Here is a 3,079-nt window from a genome sequence, read left to right as displayed (position 1 = left end):
GAAAGACTATATATTTCCTCACTATCAATTTCACCTCTTCCATAGTTTTTTCCAAAAACTCTTGTAAAAAGGGATAGATTGCGGAGTGGGAGTGTTCTCAATCTTTTCAATCGGTTGGTCACCATCAGGTATCTCAGCTCCCACGCTTTCTTTAATTCTTTTGCAAAGGAATTCATAAAAATTGCTAGCGTAATATTCGCAATCTTCAGATGGAAGCATGACATAAAGTGGGCATTCTCCATCCCTAAACTGCGTATAATCAAAATAAAAGGTTTCACCAAAAGCAGCATCACAAACGATAAGCTGTTCTGGTGTTGCGAAACCACGTTTTCTATCATTTAAGTTTTGAAAAACAATATCATCAAAAGGAACACCTATAGGATGCTCATAAAGACTATAGATTTCATCACCACCAATGTCCCCGCCTTTATAATGTTTTAAAAAACTCTTGTAAGACGATGTAAATTGTAAACCGAGAGTTTTCTCCGCCTTTTCAATCACGAGATCACCAACCGCATTTTCTTCAGAACAAAAATTGACAATATCACCTTCATATTTATCAACTAATACTGTAACATCATCTAAGGTATAGGTTTTCATGAATCTTCCCCTGCATGTTCCATAATTCTTTTACAGAGAAATTCATAAAAATTACTTGCATAATAATGTGACGCTCCAGATGGAATCTTGACGTAGAGTGGGCATTCACCATCCTGAAACTGAGTATAATCAAAGTAAAATGTCTCACCAAAATCAGTTCTACTGACAACAAGCTGTTCTAATGTCGCAAAACCATGTTTCCTATGATATAAGTTTTTATGCACAATATCACCAGCAGGATGATCCTCAAAACTTGCGTTATAAATGCTAAAAATTTCCTCATAACCAATTTCTCCTCCCTTATAATTTTTTAAAAAATCCTTATAAGAAGTTGTAAATTGTAAACCGAGAGCTTTCTCCGCCTTTTCAATCTGTAGATCATCAACCGCATTTTTTGCAGTACCAAAATTGATAATATCATTATATTTATCAATTAATACTGCAACATCATCTAAAGTGTAGGTTTTCATAGATGATCCTCAAAACGTGCGTTATAAACGCTCCATATTTCCTCTATCAATTTCACCTCTTCCATAGTTTTTTCCAAAAACTCTTGTAAAAAGGTATAGGTTGCGGAGTGGGAGTGTTCTCAGTCTTTTCAATCGGTTGTTCACCTTCAGGTATCTCTTCTCCCACGTGTACTTTAATTCTTTTGCAAAGGAATTCATAAAAATTACTGGCGTAATATTCGCAATTATCCAATGGAAACATAACATAGATTGGACATTCTCCATCGCGAAACTGCGTATAATCAAAGTAAAAGGTTTCATCAAAATCAGCTTCACACACGATAAGCTGTTCTGCTGTCACAAAACCACGTTTTCTATCATTTAAGTTCTGAAAAACAATATCACCAGCAGGAATACCCATAGGATTATCATAAAGACTATAGATTTCTTCACCACCAATGTCCCCGCCTTTACAATGTTCTAAAAAACTCTTGTAAGACGATGTAAATTGTAAACCGAGAGCTTTCTCCGCCTTTTCAATCACGAAATCACCAACTGCATCATCTTCAGTACCAAAATTGATAATCTCTTCATCATATTTATTCACTTTATCAATTAATACTGCAACATCATCTAAAGTATAGGTTTTCATGGATGATCCTCAAAACTTGCGTTATAAACGCTTCATATTTCCTCTATCAATTTCACCTCTTCCATAGTTTTTTCCAAAAGCTCTTGTAAAAAGGGATAGGTTGCGGAGTGGGAGTGTTCTCAGTCTTTTCAATTGGTTGATCACCATCAGGTATCTCAACTCCCACGCTTTCTTTAATTCTTTTGCAAAGGAATTCATAAAAATTACTGGCGTAATATTCGCAATCTTCAGATGGAAGCATGACATAAAGTGGGCATTCACCATCCCGAAACTGCGTATAATCAAAGTAAAAGGTTTCACCAAAATCTGTTCTGCTAACGGCAAGCTGTTCTGGTGTCACAAAACCATGTTTTCTATAATAATTTAAGTTTTGTAAAACAATGTCATCAAAAGGAATATCTTCTCCACACTCTTTATAAAGGCTATAGATTTCATAACCAGCAATGTCTCCTCCTTTATAATGTTTTAAAAAAGTTTTATAGGAAGATGTGAATTGTAAACCGAGAGCTTTCTCCGCCTTTTCAATCACGAGATCATCAACCGCATTTTCTGCAATCCCAAAACTAACAATATCACCATCATATTTATCAACTAATTCTATGACATCCGCTAAGGTATAGGTTTTCATCAATTATCCTCCATAAATTATTTTATAAGTTTCTTTTTTCTCTTTTCATCAACCGTAGAGCATTACTACCGATGCTCCTGTCCCCATCTGTCAAAATCTATCCCTATGATACTCCATTTCATATCGATTATTCCTCCTAAATTATTGTTTGTTTGTTCTCTATATCCTTTAGCGCGTTCCTTCCAATATTCCTCTCTCCAATTACCAAACTTGTCTCTCTCTATAAGCGATTGATGTGTTTTAGAAGGAGCATGAATCACGGAATTATATTTGTTATGATCTTTACTGCCAATTTCTGCTATGGGCCCCTCATGCGTTTGCTTTAGGTGATGCAACTCAACAGGCTGACCATCAAATCCTATCGGTGCTCTTCCTGTTTCCATTCTATCAATATTAGTGCCCCACATTTCTTTTTTGTTTTCCATCCAACTAACCATTTTGTTAGGATCAAACAGGTCGTCTCTCTGATAGGCTTTGTTTGTCTGTCCAAATTTGCTATCGGTAAATTTAGTGGGTTTCTCTTTTAACCAAAGCTTTTTTTCTTTAGCAGCGAGTTTAGTTAGTTCTTTCCTCGCCGCAAATTTGTCAGGATCTCCCTGAGCTGCAAGTTCTGCAAGATTTTTCTTGGAAGCAAATTGGGCAAAATCTTTCCTAGCATTGAACTTGATCACAGCCTTTTCGCCAAGCTTTACGCCTCCCTTGGCTGCTCCAGCACCTCCCAAAAACAGCGTTGCTACTTCAGTCAATAAT

Annotated in this window: 5 protein-coding genes; all 5 read right to left on the bottom strand. The window is 36.2% G+C overall.

Going from position 1 to position 3,079, the window contains the following annotated elements:
- Nucleotides 1-30: 30 nt before the first annotated feature.
- The gene (locus ACFING_RS09500) at nucleotides 31-600 is read right to left on the bottom strand and encodes an SMI1/KNR4 family protein (RefSeq protein WP_375630699.1); all 570 of its coding nucleotides are present in this window, start codon (nucleotides 598-600) and stop codon (nucleotides 31-33) included.
- On the bottom strand, nucleotides 597-1,070 hold the full coding sequence (locus ACFING_RS09495) for an SMI1/KNR4 family protein (RefSeq protein WP_375630697.1): 474 nt from the start codon (nucleotides 1,068-1,070) through the stop codon (nucleotides 597-599). Before ACFING_RS09495 ends, ACFING_RS09500 begins: the two co-directional genes overlap by 4 nt.
- Nucleotides 1,071-1,122: 52 nt before the next feature.
- Nucleotides 1,123-1,701: an SMI1/KNR4 family protein gene (locus tag ACFING_RS09490; protein ID WP_375630695.1), complete on the bottom strand. Its 579-nt coding sequence runs from the start codon at nucleotides 1,699-1,701 to the stop codon at nucleotides 1,123-1,125.
- A 52-nt stretch (nucleotides 1,702-1,753) separates the two neighbouring features.
- Nucleotides 1,754-2,329 (bottom strand): SMI1/KNR4 family protein, encoded by a 576-nt coding sequence (locus tag ACFING_RS09485; protein WP_375630693.1) that lies wholly within the window; start codon nucleotides 2,327-2,329, stop codon nucleotides 1,754-1,756.
- Nucleotides 2,330-2,394: 65 nt separating this feature from the next.
- Nucleotides 2,395-3,079 (bottom strand): HNH/ENDO VII family nuclease (locus ACFING_RS09480; protein WP_375630691.1); only part of this gene is annotated, 685 nt, incomplete at its 5' end.

The sequence above is a fragment of the Bartonella sp. AP150HLJHH genome (genome assembly GCF_042196385.1).
Classification (GTDB): domain Bacteria; phylum Pseudomonadota; class Alphaproteobacteria; order Rhizobiales; family Rhizobiaceae; genus Bartonella.
The sequence above is the reverse complement of the archived record's forward strand: the minus strand, read 5'-3'. Positions and strand labels throughout refer to the sequence as shown.

Bases quoted from the DNA above. Each gene is read 5' to 3' on its own strand.
- ACFING_RS09495 (WP_375630697.1), bottom strand. From the start codon at position 1,070: ATGAAAACCTACACTTTAGATGATGTTGCAGTATTAATTGATAAATAT.
- ACFING_RS09490 (WP_375630695.1), bottom strand. From the start codon at position 1,701: ATGAAAACCTATACTTTAGATGATGTTGCAGTATTAATTGATAAAGTG.
- ACFING_RS09485 (WP_375630693.1), bottom strand. From the start codon at position 2,329: ATGAAAACCTATACCTTAGCGGATGTCATAGAATTAGTTGATAAATAT.
- ACFING_RS09500 (WP_375630699.1), bottom strand. From the start codon at position 600: ATGAAAACCTATACCTTAGATGATGTTACAGTATTAGTTGATAAATAT.